Origin of the sequence: Allobosea robiniae (assembly GCF_900102525.1) — a bacterium.
GTDB classification, from domain to species: Bacteria; Pseudomonadota; Alphaproteobacteria; order Rhizobiales; family Beijerinckiaceae; genus Allobosea; species Allobosea robiniae.
In genome coordinates this window covers 197437-212584 of the sequence record NZ_FNBZ01000004.1, presented here as the reverse complement: position 1 = coordinate 212584, position 15148 = coordinate 197437, and the positions used below count along the sequence as shown (strand labels likewise).

Annotated in this window: 15 protein-coding genes; 7 read left to right on the top strand and 8 right to left on the bottom strand. The window is 66.8% G+C overall.

Features of this window, described 5'->3' with window-relative positions; all coding sequences use genetic code 11:
• Positions 1-76: 76 nt before the first annotated feature.
• Both thiC and BLQ70_RS12840 read left to right on the top strand, forming a co-directional pair.
• Positions 77-1954 carry a phosphomethylpyrimidine synthase ThiC gene (gene thiC / locus BLQ70_RS12845; protein ID WP_091857294.1) on the top strand — a complete coding sequence of 626 codons (1878 nt, stop codon included), beginning with the start codon at positions 77-79 and terminating at the stop codon, positions 1952-1954.
• Complete coding sequence (locus BLQ70_RS12840) at positions 1951-2691, top strand: hydroxyethylthiazole kinase (RefSeq protein ID WP_091857293.1); 741 nt, start codon at positions 1951-1953, stop codon at positions 2689-2691. Before thiC ends, BLQ70_RS12840 begins: the two co-directional genes overlap by 4 nt.
• A gap of 67 nt (positions 2692-2758) precedes the next feature.
• Here the strand turns inward: BLQ70_RS12840 and BLQ70_RS12835 are convergent, their stop codons facing one another.
• Complete coding sequence (locus tag BLQ70_RS12835; protein WP_091857292.1) at positions 2759-3619, bottom strand: hypothetical protein; 861 nt, start codon at positions 3617-3619, stop codon at positions 2759-2761.
• 333 nt (positions 3620-3952) lie between these two features.
• On the opposite strand from BLQ70_RS12835, the gene dnaK reads away from it, so the two are divergent.
• Complete coding sequence (dnaK, locus tag BLQ70_RS12830; RefSeq protein ID WP_091857291.1) at positions 3953-5869, top strand: molecular chaperone DnaK; 1917 nt, start codon at positions 3953-3955, stop codon at positions 5867-5869.
• Between the two features lie 134 nt (positions 5870-6003).
• The gene (gene dnaJ / locus BLQ70_RS12825) at positions 6004-7140 is read left to right on the top strand and encodes a molecular chaperone DnaJ (RefSeq protein WP_061971644.1); all 1137 of its coding nucleotides are present in this window, start codon (positions 6004-6006) and stop codon (positions 7138-7140) included.
• A gap of 65 nt (positions 7141-7205) precedes the next feature.
• On the opposite strand, the gene BLQ70_RS12820 is transcribed toward dnaJ, so the two are convergent.
• Together BLQ70_RS12820 and BLQ70_RS12815 are read right to left on the bottom strand one after the other, a co-directional pair.
• Positions 7206-7397 (bottom strand): CsbD family protein, encoded by a 192-nt coding sequence (locus tag BLQ70_RS12820; protein ID WP_061971646.1) that lies wholly within the window; start codon positions 7395-7397, stop codon positions 7206-7208.
• Between the two features lie 78 nt (positions 7398-7475).
• The gene (locus BLQ70_RS12815) at positions 7476-8297 is read right to left on the bottom strand and encodes a helix-turn-helix domain-containing protein (protein ID WP_091857290.1); all 822 of its coding nucleotides are present in this window, start codon (positions 8295-8297) and stop codon (positions 7476-7478) included.
• Between the two features lie 129 nt (positions 8298-8426).
• On the opposite strand from BLQ70_RS12815, the gene BLQ70_RS12810 reads away from it, so the two are divergent.
• Entirely contained in the window at positions 8427-8852 is a 426-nt protein-coding gene (locus BLQ70_RS12810; protein ID WP_091857289.1) for a hypothetical protein, read from the top strand.
• Positions 8853-8922: 70 nt separating this feature from the next.
• The gene (locus tag BLQ70_RS12805; RefSeq protein WP_091857288.1) at positions 8923-11124 is read left to right on the top strand and encodes an esterase-like activity of phytase family protein; all 2202 of its coding nucleotides are present in this window, start codon (positions 8923-8925) and stop codon (positions 11122-11124) included.
• A gap of 88 nt (positions 11125-11212) precedes the next feature.
• Here BLQ70_RS12805 and BLQ70_RS12800 read toward each other — a convergent pair whose 3' ends face one another.
• The 5 genes from BLQ70_RS12800 to BLQ70_RS12785 are packed head-to-tail and all read right to left on the bottom strand — an operon-like array spanning position 11213 to position 14266.
• The gene (locus BLQ70_RS12800) at positions 11213-12013 is read right to left on the bottom strand and encodes a MetQ/NlpA family ABC transporter substrate-binding protein (RefSeq protein WP_091857287.1); all 801 of its coding nucleotides are present in this window, start codon (positions 12011-12013) and stop codon (positions 11213-11215) included.
• Between the two features lie 42 nt (positions 12014-12055).
• On the bottom strand, positions 12056-12721 hold the full coding sequence (locus BLQ70_RS12795) for a methionine ABC transporter permease (protein ID WP_061971654.1): 666 nt from the start codon (positions 12719-12721) through the stop codon (positions 12056-12058).
• On the bottom strand, positions 12711-13829 hold the full coding sequence (locus BLQ70_RS12790; protein ID WP_210184284.1) for a methionine ABC transporter ATP-binding protein: 1119 nt from the start codon (positions 13827-13829) through the stop codon (positions 12711-12713). The genes BLQ70_RS12795 and BLQ70_RS12790 overlap by 11 nt, the downstream gene beginning before the upstream one ends.
• A 7-nt stretch (positions 13830-13836) precedes the next feature.
• Positions 13837-14010 carry a hypothetical protein gene (locus BLQ70_RS25630; protein WP_170843398.1) on the bottom strand — a complete coding sequence of 58 codons (174 nt, stop codon included), beginning with the start codon at positions 14008-14010 and terminating at the stop codon, positions 13837-13839.
• 7 nt (positions 14011-14017) lie between these two features.
• Positions 14018-14266 (bottom strand): hypothetical protein, encoded by a 249-nt coding sequence (locus tag BLQ70_RS12785; protein WP_091857285.1) that lies wholly within the window; start codon positions 14264-14266, stop codon positions 14018-14020.
• A gap of 263 nt (positions 14267-14529) precedes the next feature.
• Here BLQ70_RS12785 and BLQ70_RS12780 point away from each other — a divergent pair, with 263 nt between their 5' ends.
• The gene (locus BLQ70_RS12780) at positions 14530-15054 is read left to right on the top strand and encodes a hypothetical protein (protein ID WP_139163538.1); all 525 of its coding nucleotides are present in this window, start codon (positions 14530-14532) and stop codon (positions 15052-15054) included.
• Positions 15055-15148: the final 94 nt, after the last annotated feature.

Here is a 15148-nt window from a genome sequence, read left to right as displayed (position 1 = left end):
GCCTGCACCCGCATCACAGCGCTTGAACCGCTTCGACGCCGGATCTCCTGACCTGTACCAAGGAGGAGATCCCCTCATGAATGCCCACGCAAAACCTCAGAAGAACAGCGTCAAGACCGCTCCCCAGAGCGTGACGACCGGGCCGATCATCGGCTCGCGCAAGATCTATGTCGCGGCGCCCGAGCATCCCGAGATGCGCGTGCCCTTCCGCGAGGTCGTGTTGACGACCAATGCCGAGCCACCGGTACGGCTCTACGATCCGTCCGGGCCCTTCACCGAGACCGATGCGAAGATCGATCTCAATGCCGGCCTCAATCAGCCGCGCCGCGCCTGGCTCGATGCGCGTGGCTTCCAGACTGTGCCCGGACGCGCTGTGACGGCCGCCGATAACGGCCATATCAGCGAAGCGCAGCTCGTTCCCGCCTGTCCGGCTGAGCGTCCGATCCTCGAGGCGAAGCCCGGCCAGATGACGACGCAATACGAGTTCGCGAAGGCCGGCATCGTCACGCCCGAGATGATCTATGTCGCGCATCGCGAGAATCTCGGCCGGGCCGCCATGCTGGAGGGCGCGCGCGAACGCCATGCCGATGGCGAGAGCTTCGGCGCCAATGTGCCGGAATTCGTGACGCCGGAATTCGTCCGCGACGAGATCGCGCGCGGCCGAGCGATCATCCCCGCGAACATCAACCACCCCGAACTGGAGCCGATGGCGATCGGCCGCAATTTCCTGGTCAAGATCAACGCCAATATCGGCAACTCTGCCGTGACATCGGGTGCGGCCGAGGAGGTCGAGAAGCTGGTCTGGGCGATCCGCTGGGGTGCCGACACGGTGATGGACCTCTCCACCGGCCGCAACATCCACAATATCCGCTCCTGGATCCTCAGGAATTCGCCGGTGCCGATCGGGACGGTGCCGATCTACCAGGCGCTGGAGAAGGTCGGCGGCGATCCGATCAAGCTCGACTGGGAGGTGTTCAAGGACACGCTGATCGAGCAGGCCGAGCAGGGCGTCGACTACTTCACCATCCATGCCGGCGTTAGGCTTCCCTATGTTCCGCTCACTGCATCGCGGGTCACCGGCATCGTCTCGCGCGGCGGCTCGATCATGGCGCGCTGGTGCCTGGCGCATCACAAGGAAAGCTTCCTCTACGAGCGCTTCGACGAGATCTGCGAGATCATGCGCCGCTACGACGTCTCGTTCTCGCTCGGCGACGGCCTGCGGCCCGGCTCGATCGCCGATGCCAATGACCGCGCCCAGTTCGCCGAACTGGAGACGCTAGGGGAACTCACCAAGATCGCCTGGGACAAGGGCTGCCAGGTGATGATCGAGGGTCCCGGCCATGTGCCGATGCACAAGATCAAGGAGAACATGGACAAGCAATTGCGCGAATGCGGCGAGGCACCGTTCTACACGCTTGGACCGCTGACCACCGACATCGCGCCGGGCTACGACCACATCACCTCCGGCATCGGGGCTGCGATGATCGGCTGGTATGGTTGCGCCATGCTCTGCTACGTCACGCCGAAGGAGCATCTGGGTCTCCCGAACCGCGACGACGTCAAGACCGGCGTCATCACCTACCGGATCGCGGCCCATGCCGCCGATCTCGCCAAGGGCCATCCGGCGGCGAAGATCCGGGACGACGCGGTCAGCCGCGCCCGTTTCGACTTCCGCTGGGAGGACCAGTTCAACCTGGCGCTCGACCCCGACACGGCCCGCGAATTCCATGACGAGACCCTGCCGAAGGACGCCCACAAGGTCGCGCATTTCTGCTCGATGTGCGGCCCGAAATTCTGCTCGATGAAGATCACGCAGGATCTGCGCGCCGAGGTGCTGGCCATGGGTGAAAACGAGCGCAAGGCGCTGGAGGCGCTTGCAGACGAGGGCATGGCCGCCAAGTCGAAGGAATTCCTCGACAAGGGCGGCAGCATCTATCTACCTGCGGCAGAATGAGCGCTTTCAGCGAAAAGCTCGACGCCGCCGGCGTCGCATCGATCCTCGCGCGGGTGGCAGAACGCCGCCCGCGCGTCCATTGCCTGACCAATACGGTGGCGCAGAACGTCACCGCCAACATGCTGCTGGCTTTCGGGGCGATGCCCTCGATGGCCGGTCACCCCGACGAGGTCGCGGCCGTCGCGGCGGGCGCGGGCGCGATCCTGATCAATCTCGGCACGATCAGCCCGGAGGGCGAGCGGGCCATCCCGAAGCTCCTGGCCGTGGCTCAGGAGCACCGCATTCCACTGGTGCTCGACCCCGTCTTCGTCGAGCTCTCACCCCTGAGATTGCGGCTGGTCGGCGACGTCCTGGCATCGTTCGACGTGCTGGTGCGCGGCAATGCCACCGAAATGGCCGTGCTGGAGCCACTTTTCGTACCGAAGCGGGATATCGTGCGCGTCACCACCGGCGCGGTCGACCGGATCGAGACCGAAGGCCGGAGCCTGTCGGTGGCGCATGGCCATGCGTGGATGACGAAGGTCACCGGCCTCGGCTGCGCATCGAGCGCGCTGGTCGCGGCTTGCCGGGCGGTTGAGCCTGACCCGATGATCGCGGCGGCGGCAGCGCTCACGGCCTATGGTATCGCCGGCGAGATTGCGGCCGAACGGGCCACCGGGCCCGGCAGCTTCGCGATGCATCTGATCGATGCGCTCGCCGGGCTCGACGAGGCCGCTCTGGCGGCCCGGATGAGCTGAAGCCACCGCTGTCATCTCGCACGCGCAGACACGGGACGACAGCGCTCTATGACAGTGCTCTGCCCCGCTATTGCGTCGGCGTCAGCGAGAGCGGCGCAGGCTTCGGGCGTGGCCTCGGCTTGGTCGCGGCGGCCTTCGGCTCGGTGTTGAGGCCGAGCCGGGCGCGCAGCGAGGCGGCCCGCGCCTCGGTGACCCGCGCGCCGCAGAAGCCGAACTGGCCCTCGCGCTGGAAATCCCGGCAGATCATCTCGCGCTCGGCCGAGAAGCCGGCCTGCTCGCGCGCGAGCACGCGCTGCTCGATGGCGTCGGATTTGGCGGTCAGCGTCCGGTAGCCCTCGCGCACGGCGCGCTCGGCGACGCCGCGCGCGCGCTCGATCTCCTTGGCCTGCCCTGAAACCACACGCGCATCGGGGCCCCACAGCCCGCGCGGGTCGATCCGGCATTGCGCGGCCTGGACGACGCAGGGCTCCGTCGGCTCGACCACGAGGAAGGCGCCGTCGAGCACGTCGAAGACGATCGGGCAGATCGGCGCCTCCAGCCGATAGCGCGGCACGCCGGCCGGGCGCCCGAGCGCCGTGACGGGGAGAGGCGCGTCGCCGAAGGAGACGGCGCAGGGCTCGACGAGGTTCGTGCTCTGGAAGCCGTCGAGATTGAGCTTGAGGCCATAGCCCGTCGCCGTCTTCGAGAACACCGCCTCGCCGTGATGGCCGTGGCGGTGCAGGGTCTTGCCGATGATGGCATCCTCGCCGGCGACCTTGATGGCGGGCATGCTGGGCGGGCGTGGCGCTGCCGGGGCGCCGGGCCGGGAGGGCGCGGCCTGCTGGGTTCCGGGCGCGTTGAACGGCTGGGCGCCGGGCAGTTGCAGCGGCTGCGCATGCGCCACGGTTGCGGCCGTGGCGAGGGCTATCGAGGCCAGGATAAGGCGCATCGGTCGAGTCATGGCGGCCCAGTGAAGCCTGAACGGCCTTTCTGCATGCAGGCGCGAGCCGGGTTAGACAAGGACGGGAAGGCCACACCCCGCCGGAAAGCGCGTTTCGCGGGCAGCCCGGCCGGTGCTCCCCGTTGCTTAATCGGCTCGCCTGTCTTGCAAGGGGTGGAACACCCTCACTATATACGCCGCCAAGGGGCGGTTTAACCACCGTCAAACGTGGAATGCCGGTTTCGTTCGCCGCTGAAGCGGGGGCGATCCGGTCCATGGGCCGGCAGGCGACGGACAACCGTCGCAGGTCGGCGATCTGCTCAATCGAAAGGGATCCCATCCATGGGTAAAGTCATTGGTATCGACCTCGGCACGACCAACAGCTGCGTTGCAGTGATGGAAGGCTCGACGCCCAAGGTCATCGAGAATTCGGAAGGCGCGCGCACCACGCCCTCCATCGTCGCCATCACGGATGACGGCGAGCGCCTTGTCGGCCAGCCTGCGAAGCGCCAGGCCGTCACCAACCCGGAGCGCACCTTCTTCGCGATCAAGCGCCTCATCGGCCGGACCTTCGACGATCCGATGACGCAGAAGGACCTGAAGCTCGTTCCCTACAAGATCAAGAAGGCCTCCTCGGGCGACGCCTGGGTCGAAGCCGACGGCAAGGACTATTCGCCGTCGCAGATCTCGGCCTTCACGCTGACCAAGATGAAGGAGACGGCGGAGGCCTATCTCGGCCAGCCCGTCACCCAGGCCGTCATCACGGTTCCGGCTTATTTCAACGACGCTCAGCGCCAGGCGACGAAGGATGCCGGCCGCATCGCCGGTCTCGAGGTGCTGCGCATCATCAACGAGCCGACCGCGGCTGCGCTGGCCTATGGCCTCGACAAGAAGCAGGCCGGCACGATCGCCGTCTATGACCTCGGCGGCGGCACCTTCGACGTCTCGATCCTCGAGATCGGCGACGGCGTCTTCGAGGTGAAGTCGACCAATGGCGACACCTTCCTCGGCGGCGAGGACTTCGACATGCGCCTGGTCGAGTACCTGGCGGACGAGTTCAAGCGCGAGCAGGGCATCGACCTGAAGAAGGACAAGCTCGCTCTCCAGCGCCTGAAGGAAGCGGCGGAGAAGGCCAAGATCGAGCTCTCGACCACGGCCCAGACCGAGATCAACCTGCCCTATATCACGGCGGATGCCTCGGGCCCGAAGCACCTCGCCATCAAGCTCTCGCGCGCCAAGTTCGAGAGCCTGGTCGACGATCTCGTCCAGCGCACCATCGAGCCCTGCAAGAAGGCGCTCAAGGATGCCGGCCTGTCGGCGGGCCAGATCGACGAGGTCGTCCTCGTCGGCGGCATGACCCGCATGCCGAAGGTGCAGGAGGTCGTGAAGCAGTTCTTCGGCAAGGAGCCGCACAAGGGCGTCAATCCTGACGAGGTCGTCGCCATCGGCGCCGCGGTTCAGGCCGGCGTGCTGCAGGGCGACGTCAAGGACGTGCTGCTGCTCGACGTGACCCCGCTCTCGCTCGGCATCGAGACGCTGGGCGGCGTATTCACGCGTCTGATCGACCGCAACACCACGATCCCGACCAAGAAGAGCCAGGTCTTCTCCACCGCCGAGGACAACCAGAACGCGGTGACGATCCGGGTCTTCCAGGGCGAGCGCGAGATGGCGGCCGACAACAAGCTGCTCGGCCAGTTCGACCTGATGGGCATTCCGCCGTCCCCGCGCGGCATGCCGCAGATCGAGGTGACCTTCGACATCGACGCCAACGGCATCGTGTCCGTGACGGCGAAGGACAAGGCCACCAACAAGGAGCAGCAGATCAAGATCCAGGCTTCGGGCGGTCTCAGCGAGGCCGATATCCAGAAGATGGTGAAGGATGCCGAGGCCAACGCCGCCGAGGACAAGAAGCGCCGCGAGGTGGTCGAGGCCAAGAACCAGGGCGAGAGCCTGGTGCATTCGACCGAGAAGTCGCTGAACGACTATGGCGACAAGGTTTCCGAAGCCGACAAGGCGGCGATCGAGACCGCGGTCGAGGCGCTCAAGACCGCGCTGACCGGCGAGGACGCCGAGGCCATCACGGCCCGCACCAACGAGCTGATGCAGGCTTCGATGAAGCTCGGCGAGGCGATGTATGCGGCGAGCCAGGCCGAAGGCGCTGCCGCCGCCGAGGGCGAGCCGGCCGAGGAAACCAAGAAGGACGACGTCATCGACGCCGACTTCAAGGACGTCTCGGACGACAAGAAGAAGAGCGCGTGATCGCGCGCTCGTAACGCAAGCGACGTTTTGGCCGGGCTCGACCCGGTCATCGCGTCCAGGAATTGCATGCTGTACGGATGGCCGGGCTCGCTGCCCGGCCATGCCGCGTCAAAGCTGCGGGGACAGACATTTCGATGTCGAAACGCGATTACTACGAGATTCTCGGCGTCAGCCGGACCGTGACGGAGGTCGAGCTCAAGGGCTCCTTCCGCAAGCTCGCGATGCAGCATCATCCCGACAAGAATCCCGGCGACAAGGAAGCCGAGATCAAGTTCAAGGAAATCAACGAGGCCTATCAGGTCCTCTCGGACGGCCAGAAGCGCTCGGCCTATGACCGCTTCGGCCATCAGGCCTTCGAGAACGGCGGCGGCGGTGGCCCCGGCGGCAATGCCGATTTCTCCGACTTCATGTCGGATATCTTCGATTCCTTCTTCGGCGATGCCCGGCGCGGCGGCGCGCGCGGCGCCAATGGCCGCGAGCGCGGCGCCGACCTGCGCTACAATCTCGAGATCGGGCTGGAAGAGGCCTTCACCGGCAAGAACGAATCGATCCGGGTGCCGACCTCGATCTCCTGCGACTCCTGCTCCGGCACCGGCGCCAAGCCCGGCTCGAAATCGCGCCAGTGCCCGACCTGCGGCGGCCATGGCCGCGTCCGTGCCAATCAGGGCTTCTTCTCGGTCGAGCGGACATGCCCGACCTGCTCGGGCCGCGGCGAGGTCATCGACGATCCCTGCAAGAACTGCCAGGGCGCCGGGCGCGTCACGCGCGAGCGCACGCTCTCGGTCAACATCCCCGCCGGCGTCGAGGACGGCACGCGCATCCGCCTGGCCGGCGAGGGCGAAGCGGGCCTGCGCGGCGGGCCCGCGGGCGATCTCTACATCTTCCTCTCGATCAAGCCGCACGCGATCTTCCAGCGCGATGGCGCCGACCTGTTCTGCCGCGTGCCGATCGGGCTGGCTTCCGCCGCGCTCGGCGGCGAGATCGAAGTGCCGACGCTGTCGGGCGAGCAGGCGCGGGTCAAGATTCCCGAGGGCACCCAGACCGGAAAGCAGTTCCGCCTGAAGGCCAAGGGCATGAGCGTGCTGCGCTCGCGCGATGTCGGCGACCTCTACATCCAGGTCGTGGTCGAGACGCCGCAGAAATTGACGGCCCGCCAGCGCGAGTTGCTGGAGGAGTTCGAGCGCGAGAGCTCGCACAACAACCATCCGGAGACCGCCGGCTTCTTCGGCCGGGTCAAGGATTTCCTCGGCGGTTTCGGCGGCACGGCCTGAAGCATCGCTGCACCGATATGAAAAGGGCCGCCTTTCGGCGGCCCTTTTGCTTTGAAGCGGATGCCTCAGACCTTGTCGACGGCCTTCTTGACCGCGTCCTTGCCCTTGCCCAGCGCCTGCTGGGCCTCGCCCTTCAGCTCCTGGGCGGCGCCCTCGGCTTCGAGGTCCGGCTTGTTGAACGCCTTGCCGGCGGCCTGCTTGACGTTGCCGGCGGCCTCGTTGGCCAGGCCCTTGATCTTGTCGGTGGTGCTGCCCATCGCGCTTGACTCCTGAAAGGTCGGCCCCCAGCCGTTTTCCGCTGAAGAAACCGGCACGGCGCGGAAAGGTTCCGGGTTTCAGGCCGCACTTTCCGCCTGCGCGGCGAGGCCACGCAGCGCCTCTGCGGTCGCCGCATCAGCCGGAAAGAACGTCTCCAGCGCCAGCTCCGAAAGCGTGATGTCGACAGGCGTGCCGAACACGGTCGTCGTCGAGATCAGCGACAGCGTGGTCTCGCCGAGCTTCAATTGCATGGGGACTACGATCGCGGCTTCCACCTCGGCTTCGTGGCGCGATTGCGTCCCCCCGCCGGGGTCGGGGTAGCCCATGAGCTCCCCCAGTAATTCGCCGAGCTTGGGATCGGCGGTCGCCCGGACCTGCTGGCGCAGCCTGGCCAGCAGATGCGCGCGCCATTCCGCGAGATTGAGGATGAAGGGCGCGAGCCCGTCCGGATGCAGCGACAGGCGCAGCACATTGACCGGCGGCTTCAGCAATTCCGCGTCCGCAACGAGGCCGAGCAATCGCGTCACCGCGCTGTTGTAGGCCAGCAGCGTCCAGTACCGATCGACGGCGACAGCCGGGTAGGGCTCGTGCCCCCTGAGGATAAGGTCGATCGCGCTGCGGGCGGCGTTCAGCGAAGGGTCCTCTAGCGGGCGCTCCGGATAGATCGGGGCGTAGCCCGCCGCCAGCAGCAGCGCGTTGCGCTCGCGCAGGGGCACGCCGAGATGCTCGGCCAGCAGCAGGACCATCTCGCGGCTGGGGCGGGAACGCCCGCTTTCGATGAAGCTGAGATGCTTCTGCGATATCTCGGCTTCGAGCGCGAGATCGAGCTGGCTGAAGCGGCGGAGTTGGCGCCAGTCGCGCAGCAGCGCGCCGATCGGGGGAGGGTGGTGTGTCGTCATGGGGGAGAAGCTAGCGATCCCGACGGTCGGTTCCAATTACCTCCCGCTTAATCGACGGGCCGACGCGGTTCCGTCAGCATTCCCCTCATCGAAACGGGCTTGAGGCCCAGAACCGCCAAGGAGAATGCCATGTCGCTGATCCAGTCCTCGCCCCTGCTGCGCAACGCTCTCGCCCTCGATGCCGCCGCCTGCGGCGGCATGGGTCTGATCCTCGCCGCTGCGGCCGGTCCGCTCGCCGCCCCGCTTGGTCTGCCCGCGGAGTTCCTGCGCGGCGCCGGCCTCGTGCTGCTGCCTTGCGCGGCGCTGATCGCCTGGTTCGCCAGCCGCAGGGTTTTGCCGCGCCTCGCGGTCTACGCCGTGATCGGCATCAACCTGCTCTGGATCGCCGACAGCATCGCGATCCTGCTGATGGGCTGGTTCGCCCCGACCGGGCTCGGCATCGCCTTCGTCCTGGCCCAGGCTGCTGCGGTTGCGATCGTGACCGAGCTCGAAGTCATCGGCTTCAAGCGCTCGGGTGCGGCAGCCCTTTCCGGCGAGGCCGCGTCGCTTCGTTGAAAACCGTCATGTGACTGTCGCATGGGCTGATTAGCCGACGGGCCTCTGTCCCCGTCAGCGGTGAGATCCCATGCGCCAGCCCCTCGTCCTCGCGGCTCTTGCCGCCGTCCTGCTCAGCGGCACGGCCATGGCCGAGCCGCTCTTCAACCGGATCGCCACCTTCTCCGTGCCGCAGAACCTGCCGGCCGATCGCGATCCGAAGAAGAAGACCGTCTCCGAGATCATCGCGGCCAATGGCGACGGCACGCTGCTCGCCTATACCGACGCGGAGCAGAAGGCGCTGGGGATCATCGACATCGCCGATCCCGCCAACCCCAAGCCCGCCGGCTTCGTGCCGCTCGAAGGCGAATCCACCTCGGTCACCATCCTCGGCGACAAGGCCTTCGTCGCCGTCGTCACATCCGGCGACAATTTCAAGGAGCCGGCCGGCCATCTCGCCACCGTCGATCTCAAGACGAAGCAGGTCGTGGCGAAATGCGATCTCGGCGGCCAGCCGGACTCGGTCACGCTGACCAAGGACAAGGGCAAGATCGTCATCGCCATCGAGAACGAGCGTGACGAGAAGCTCAACAAGGGCGCCCTGCCGCAGCTTCCCGCCGGCAATCTCACCCTGATCGGCATCAAGGACGGCGCCATCGACTGCGCCACCCGCCAGGTCGTCGACATGACCGGTATCGCGGCGATCGAGCCCACCGATCCGGAGCCGGAATTCGTCGATGTGAACCAGGACGGGCTCGTCGTGGTGACGCTGCAGGAGAACAACCACCTCGCCATCGTCGATTCGAAGACCGGCAAGGTCGTGACGCATTTTTCCGCGGGCTCTGTCGATCTCAAGAACATCGACAAGACCCGCGACGGCAGGATCAGCCCGACCGAGGAGCTGAAGGGCGTTGCCCGCGAGCCCGACGCCGTGCGCTGGCTCGACAATGACCGCTTCGTAACCGCCAATGAGGGCGACTGGAAGGGCGGCTCGCGCGGCTTCACGATCTTCCGCAAGGACGGCACGGTCGAGTTCGATTCCGGCTCCGATGTCGACCACATCGCCATGCGCCTCGGCCATTATCCCGAGAAGCGCTCGGGCGCGAAGGGCAGCGAGCCCGAAGGCATCGAGGTTGCGACCTACGGCAACGACCGTCTGATCTTCGTCGGGCTGGAGCGCGCCTCGCTGGTGTTGGTCTATAAGGACGAGGGGGCCGGCAAGGCGCCGCGCTTCCTGCAGGCGCTGCCGACCGGCATCGGCCCGGAGGGCCTGCTCGCCATCCCGCAGCGCGATCTCTTCGTCTCCGCTTCCGAGACCGATGTCGGCGAGAAGGGCGGTGCCCGCTCGGCCGTGATGATCTATCGCCGCGCCGAGCAGACGGCCGCCTATCCGACGATCCAGTCCGCCGACGAGAACGGCCTGCCGATCGGCTGGGGCGCGCTCTCCGGCCTCGCCGCCGATCGCACGGCTCCGGGGAAACTCTTCGCGATCACCGACAGCGCCTATACGCCCTCGCGCCTCCTCGAGATCGACGCGACGCAGAAGCCCGCGAAGATCACGGGGGCCATCACCGTGACCAAGGACGGCAAGCCGGCTTCCTACGACCTCGAGGGCATCGCGACCCGCGAGGGCGGCGGCTTCTGGCTGGCTTCCGAGGGCAACCCCGAGAAGAAGGATGCGCCGCTCGCCGATATCCTGCTGCGTGTCTCGGCCAAGGGCGAGGTCGAGGAGGAGATTCGCCTGCCGGAAGAGCTGGCGAAGCACGCGGTCCGCTTCGGCTTCGAGGGCGTTGCTGTGACCGGTACGGGCGCGGACGAGACGGTCTGGCTCGCTGTGCAGCGCGAGTGGAAGGACGATCCCAAGGGCAAGGCCAAGCTCCTCTCCTACAAGCCGGCGACCAAGGAGTGGAGCGTGCTGCACTACCCGCTGTCGCAAGCTGCCGCTGGCTTCTGGATGGGGCTGTCGGAGCTGGTTTCCCTTGGCGACGACCGCTTCGCCGTGATCGAGCGCGACAACGGCTTCGGCGCCAAGGCGGTGAAGACGCTCCAGACCTTCTCGGTGAAGGGCCTAAAGCCGGCGGCGATCGGTGCGGCGGAGATCCCGACCGTGACCAAGACCCTGCTGCGCGATCTCACGCTCGACCTGATGAAGGCCGGCGGCTACGGCCTCGACAAGGTCGAGGGCATGACGGTCGACAAGGCCGGCAATCTCTTCGTCGTCACCGACAATGACGGCGTCGACGATTCCTCCGGCGAGACTCAGTTCTTCGCCTTCGGCCCGCTGCAGCGCTGAGAGCGGTAAAAGAAAAGCCCCGGATGCGGGTCGCATCCGGGGCAAGGCGCCTGGCTATTTTGACTGGAAAGCCAGGTGGGAGGAGCGGTTACCAGCCGGCGAGGACGGCGCCCTTGAAGCGCTCGGCGACGAAGGCCTTGATCTCGGGCGTGTGGTAGCTTTCGACCAGCGTCTTGACCCAGGGCTTGTCCTTGTCGGCGCTGCGCACGGCGATCAGGTTGACATAGGGGCCCTTGGCGTCCTCGCGCAGGATCGCCGAGGCCGGGTCGATCTTGGCATCGACGGCATAGTTGGTGTTGATCGCGGCAGCCGCGACATCGGCCAGCGAGCGCGGGGTCTGCGCGGCCTCGATCTCGATGATCTTCAGCTTCTTCGGGTTGCCGACGATATCGGCCGGGCTCGGCTTGAAGCCGACGCCGTCCTTCAGCTTGATCACGCCCTTGTCCTGCAGCAGCAGCAGCGAGCGGCCGCCATTGGTCGGGTCGTTCTGGATCGCGACGGTGGAGCCATCCGGCACCTGCGACCAGTCCTTGTACTTGGCCGAGTAGATGCCGAGCGGGAAGTTCACGGTCAGGCCGACGCTCTCGATCTTGAAGCCGCGATCCTTCACCTGATTGTCGAGATAAGGCTGGTTCTGGAAGGAGTTGGCCTCCAGCTCGCCGGCATCGAGCGCCTGGTTCGGCACGACATAATCGGAGAACTCGATGATCTTGAGGTCGATGCCCTTCTTGGCGAGCAAGGGCTTCACCTTCTCCAGAATCTCGGCATGCGGGCCGGGCGAGACGCCGATGCGGACCACCTGGTTCTGCTGGGCAAGCGCCGGGACGGCGGCGAGGGTGAGAGCGAAGCCGGCGAGCAGCGCGGCGCGGCGGTTGAGGAGGGTCGTCATGATGTCGTTTCCTTCAATCGGATGCGGATGAATGGGGCAGCGTCAGGCGTGGCGCAGGCGCTTGTTGAGATGGCGGGCGAGCCGGTCGCCGATGCTCTGGACGAGCTGGACGAGGACGATGAGCACGGCGACGACCGCCGCCATCACGTCGGGCATGAAGCGCTGGTAGCCGTAGCGGATGCCGAGATCGCCGAGCCCGCCGCCGCCGACCGCACCGACCATGGCCGAGAAGCCGATCAGGCTGACGAGCGCCAGCGTCAGGCCGAGCACGATCGCCGGCAGGGCTTCGGGCACCAGCACCTTCCGCACGATCTGCACGGGCGTGGCGCCCATGGCGCGCGCGGCCTCGACCAGCCCCTGGTCGACCTCGCGCACCGCGCCTTCGATCAGCCTTGCGATGAAGGGCGTGGAGGCGACGGTCAGCGGTACGATCGCCGCTGCCGTGCCGATCGAGGTGCCAGCGATCAGGCGGGTGAACGGGATGATCGCGACGACCAGAATGATGAAGGGCGTCGAGCGCGTGGCGTTGACCAGCGTGCCCAGCAGGAGATTGGCGGCCGGCGCCGCGAAGAGCTCGCCGCGCTTGCTGGTGGCGAGGAAGACGCCGAGCGGCAGGCCGAACAATGTGCCGATGCCTGCCGCGACCGCGACCATGGCCAGCGTATCCAGCGTCGATTGCGCGATCAGGCGGATGATTTCAGGAGACATGGCCGATTACCTCCGCCTTGAGTCCGAGGCTTCTGAGGGCGCCGAGCACGGCGTCGCTCTCAGGGGCACGTGAGGGCACCGAGACGAGCAGGCTGCCGAAGGGCTGGCCGGCGATGGCGTCGATCCGCCCGGCCAGGATGTTGACGTCGACGCCGACGATGGCGCTGAGCCGGCTGATCACCGGAGCGGTCGCGTTCTCGCCGAGGAAGGTGATGCGCAGCACGATATTGTCGCCGGGACGGGCCTCCTTGCGGACGCGATGGGCGAGATGCTCGGGCAATTCGACGCCCGTGACCGTCTCGACGAAGCTCGCCGTCGTCGGGTGCTGCGGGTTGGTGAAGACCGCGAAGGTCTCGCCCTGCTCGACGATCTGCCCGCCCTCGATCACGGCGACGCGGTCGCAGATCTCCTTGATGACGGGGATCTCATGGGTGATCAGCAGGATGGTGATGCCGAGCTCGCGATTGACCTGCTTCAGCAGGGCGAGGATCGAGCGCGTCGTCTCGGGGTCGAGCGCCGAAGTCGCCTCGTCGCAGAGTAGTACCTTCGGATCGGTGGCCAGCGCCCGGGCGATGCCGACGCGCTGCTTCTGCCCGCCCGAAAGCTCGGCCGGATAGCGCGCGCTCTTGTCGGAGAGGCCGACGAGGGCGAGCAGCCGCTCTACCTTCTCGGTGATCTCGGCCTTGCCGGCGCCGGCGATCTCCAGCGGCAGCGCGACATTGTCGAAGACCGTGCGCGACGAGAGCAGGTTGAAATGCTGGAAGATCATGCCGATCCGCCGGCGCTGCTGCCGCCAGCCGGATTCGGTGAGGCCGGTCACATCCGTGCCTTCGATCAGGATGCGCCCTTCGGTGGCGCGTTCCAGCCCGTTGACAAGACGGATCAGCGTCGACTTGCCGGCGCCGGAGCGGCCGATCACGCCGAGGATGGTGCCGGCGGGCACGTCGAGATCGATCCCGGCAAGCGCGCCGACCGGTTGCTGGCCGCGGCGGCCCGGATAGGTCTTGCCGACCCGCTCGAAGCGGATCGCCGGCTCGGGCAAGGATAGGGGCAAGGAAACAGAAGAGACGCCGGCACTGAGCGTGCCGGGTCTGACGGGGGCGTTCATCATGTCCTCAGAAATGCGTGTGGCAGGACCAGTGGGCGATACCGAGCTGCTCGATGGTCACGTCATGGACCGAGCGGCGCTGGTCGTCCGCGGCTGCGGCGTCGAGCGGGTCGAAGGTGGCAGGGACGGCTTGCGCGAACCAGTTCGCGATACTGTTCCAGAGCGCGGCAAGAAGCTGCATCGCCGCCTCACGAAGCCAGCAGCAGCGGCGCGCGTCGCTGCGAACGGAAGAGCCGGCGGGCGGCGGTCTCGGCAGCGCCAGGCGTCGCGAAACGCTGCCCGTCCAGAGCCCGGAAGGCGGCGGAGGCCGAGACGAAGGTGAAATCGCGCTCGTCGGCGCGGCGGCTCACCAGCCCGATCTGGGCCTCGCCGAGCTCGATGACATAGGCTTGCTGCGCCGGGCGCGCCCGGCTGGGAAGGGAATGAATCTGGGACATGGAACTGCCTTTCGCCGCTGGCGGCGTTCGTCGAAACGATCGGGTGGGAACGGCCTCTCGGCCTTGCGATCTCAGCGTCGACAGCGGCAGGACATTCGGCGGAAGCGGGATTGGCTTCGGCTCGTTTTCGCAACGGTCATGTCAGTCTCCTCGATCTGGAGCCCACGACCCAGTCGTGGCGCTTTAGCGTTTGGTGACGCGGCGCAAGCTGCTGCTCAAATCTCCGCGGCTCCCCGATTGCTCAAGGAACGATCTGCAATCTGATGGAGAGCGTCCTCTTTGTCAACCGGATCGTTCTTTTAAAGAAACTGGGGCGTGGAGAAGAATTTTCTCCGCAGACTCGCTGCTTCGATGACGGATGCGGCAATGCGCGGCTTGACGAAGCCGGGGAAGCGGCGCCATTTGCGGCCATGCAGGCTCGCGCCGCCCTTCTCGATCGTCTTCGCCGCTCCGGGCTCGGGGCCTGGCTGGCGATGGCCTATGCGCTCTGCGTCATGGCCCTGGCGCTCGCGCCGGCTCCTGCCATGGCGGCGTTCGGTGGTTCGGACGGCGTCGTGCTCTGCTCGGGCGCTCCGGTTCCCAATGAAGGCCAGCCGGTTCCTCTCGGCGATCTCGCCCATTGCAAGGGTTGCCCGCTCAATCCCGTTCTCGCTGGCCCGCCAGTCGAGGCTGCGCCCGTACCGGGACGCCTCGCCACGCGGCTCGTTGCGGTCGAGCTATGGGCCGAGGGTTTGCCGCATCGTTTCGCGGCCGGGCTCGCGCAATCGCGCGCGCCGCCGCTGGGCTGAAACCTCCGCCTGCCCATCCGCATCCAATTCCGGCCTGTCCGCTTCGTTTGGGAGCGAGGGCACGTCTTCATGAGGCTGCGTCAGCGGCCCGTTC

Bases quoted from the DNA above. Each gene is read 5' to 3' on its own strand.
- thiC (WP_091857294.1), top strand. From the start codon at position 77: ATGAATGCCCACGCAAAACCTCAGAAGAACAGCGTCAAGACCGCTCCC.
- BLQ70_RS12840 (WP_091857293.1), top strand. From the start codon at position 1,951: ATGAGCGCTTTCAGCGAAAAGCTCGACGCCGCCGGCGTCGCATCGATC.
- BLQ70_RS12835 (WP_091857292.1), bottom strand. From the start codon at position 3,619: ATGCGCCTTATCCTGGCCTCGATAGCCCTCGCCACGGCCGCAACCGTG.
- dnaK (WP_091857291.1), top strand. From the start codon at position 3,953: ATGGGTAAAGTCATTGGTATCGACCTCGGCACGACCAACAGCTGCGTT.
- dnaJ (WP_061971644.1), top strand. From the start codon at position 6,004: ATGTCGAAACGCGATTACTACGAGATTCTCGGCGTCAGCCGGACCGTG.
- BLQ70_RS12820 (WP_061971646.1), bottom strand. From the start codon at position 7,397: ATGGGCAGCACCACCGACAAGATCAAGGGCCTGGCCAACGAGGCCGCC.
- BLQ70_RS12815 (WP_091857290.1), bottom strand. From the start codon at position 8,297: ATGACGACACACCACCCTCCCCCGATCGGCGCGCTGCTGCGCGACTGG.
- BLQ70_RS12810 (WP_091857289.1), top strand. From the start codon at position 8,427: ATGTCGCTGATCCAGTCCTCGCCCCTGCTGCGCAACGCTCTCGCCCTC.
- BLQ70_RS12805 (WP_091857288.1), top strand. From the start codon at position 8,923: ATGCGCCAGCCCCTCGTCCTCGCGGCTCTTGCCGCCGTCCTGCTCAGC.
- BLQ70_RS12800 (WP_091857287.1), bottom strand. From the start codon at position 12,013: ATGACGACCCTCCTCAACCGCCGCGCCGCGCTGCTCGCCGGCTTCGCT.
- BLQ70_RS12795 (WP_061971654.1), bottom strand. From the start codon at position 12,721: ATGTCTCCTGAAATCATCCGCCTGATCGCGCAATCGACGCTGGATACG.
- BLQ70_RS12790 (WP_210184284.1), bottom strand. From the start codon at position 13,829: ATGAACGCCCCCGTCAGACCCGGCACGCTCAGTGCCGGCGTCTCTTCT.
- BLQ70_RS25630 (WP_170843398.1), bottom strand. From the start codon at position 14,010: ATGCAGCTTCTTGCCGCGCTCTGGAACAGTATCGCGAACTGGTTCGCG.
- BLQ70_RS12785 (WP_091857285.1), bottom strand. From the start codon at position 14,266: ATGTCCCAGATTCATTCCCTTCCCAGCCGGGCGCGCCCGGCGCAGCAA.
- BLQ70_RS12780 (WP_139163538.1), top strand. From the start codon at position 14,530: ATGGAGAGCGTCCTCTTTGTCAACCGGATCGTTCTTTTAAAGAAACTG.